The sequence below is a fragment of the Roseateles sp. P5_E11 genome (assembly GCF_054049355.1).
Genome location: NZ_JBFUMO010000966.1, coordinates 1 through 1,381, shown reverse-complemented (window position 1 = coordinate 1,381; position 1,381 = coordinate 1). Strand labels below are relative to the sequence as shown.

Here is a 1,381-nt window from a genome sequence, read left to right as displayed (position 1 = left end):
GCTCAACCTTGGGTGCCGGCTTGATTTCGCCGTCGCAGCCCTTGGCGGCCGTAGCGGGCGTCCAGAAATTGTCGCGCCAGCAATATTCGTTGGTGCCGTTCTTCCAGACGGTGCCGTCGGTTGCGCGCCAGTTGTCGATAGCTTGGGCCGATGCGCCAGACGCAGCAACGGCGACCGCGGCCACCGCAAACAGCGACGCCACACGATTCAGTTTCTTCATGATTCTCCTCTCAAGGAATGCCGCAGTTGCCCTGCGAGAGTCAGTACTCAACCTCTAACCTCAGGAGAGACTTTAGGGTTTCTCCTAGGGACCCGACGATTGTGCCATGGGGGCACCGAGACCAACGCATTGTGGCGGCCTACGTTCAAGGCCATGGTGACGATGTTGCGCTGCTGCTACAGGGGGGCGGGCCGCATAGAATTCGCGCCTTTCACCTACCTCTGAGGACGCCGCGGCCGTGTAGCGCGTGCGTCATCCTGCCGCATGACCCAGTTCGCCAAGGAAACCCTCCCGATCAGCCTCGAGGAGGAGATGCGCCGCTCCTATCTCGACTACGCGATGAGCGTGATCGTGGGACGCGCCCTGCCCGATGCGCGTGACGGCCTGAAGCCGGTGCACCGTCGCGTGCTGTACGCGATGAACGAGATGGGCAACACCTACAACGCCAAGTACCGCAAGAGTGCGCAGGCGGTGGGCGAGACCATGGGCAAATACCACCCGCACGGCGACTCGGCCATTTACGACACCATCGTCCGCATGGCGCAGCCATTCAGCCTGCGCCACATGCTGATCGATGGTCAAGGCAACTTCGGCTCGATCGACGGAGATAACGCCGCTGCAATGCGATACACCGAGATTCGTCTCGACAAAATCGCTCACGAAATGTTGGCTGACATCGACAAGGAAACCGTCGATTTCGGACCCAACTATGACGGCAGCCATAAGGAACCCCTGGTACTGCCGACCCGTTTGCCGAATCTTCTGGTGAATGGCGCTTCGGGTATTGCCGTGGGTATGGCCACGAATATCCCGCCGCACAACCTCAACGAGGTTGTCGACGCCTGCCTGTTCGCGCTGAAGAGCCCGGAATGCACCGTTGACGAGCTGATGGAGATCATCCCGGCGCCGGACTTCCCGACCGCCGGCATCATCTACGGCCTGGCTGGCGTGCGCGATGGCTACCGCACCGGCCGCGGCCGCGTCGTCATGCGCGCCAAGGTGCATTTCGAGGACATCGACAAGGGTTCGCGCCAGTCGATCATCGTTGACGAGATCCCCTACCAGGTCAACAAGAAGACCCTGCTTGAGCGCATTGCCGAACTGGTGCAGGAAAAGAAGATCGAGGGCATTAGCCACATCCAGGACGAGTCCGACAAGTCC

At 60.9% G+C, this 1,381-nt stretch carries 1 protein-coding gene and 1 pseudogene; one reads left to right on the top strand and one right to left on the bottom strand.

The window, feature by feature from the left end; translation table 11 throughout:
* Window positions 1-220 (bottom strand): annotated as a pseudogene (locus ACXJKR_RS32545) (outer membrane protein OmpA); the annotation flags it as partial.
* 264 nt (window positions 221-484) lie between these two features.
* Here ACXJKR_RS32545 and ACXJKR_RS32540 point away from each other — a divergent pair.
* The coding region (locus ACXJKR_RS32540) for a DNA gyrase subunit A (RefSeq protein WP_457326376.1) at window positions 485-1,381 on the top strand (897 nt) is incomplete at its 3' end.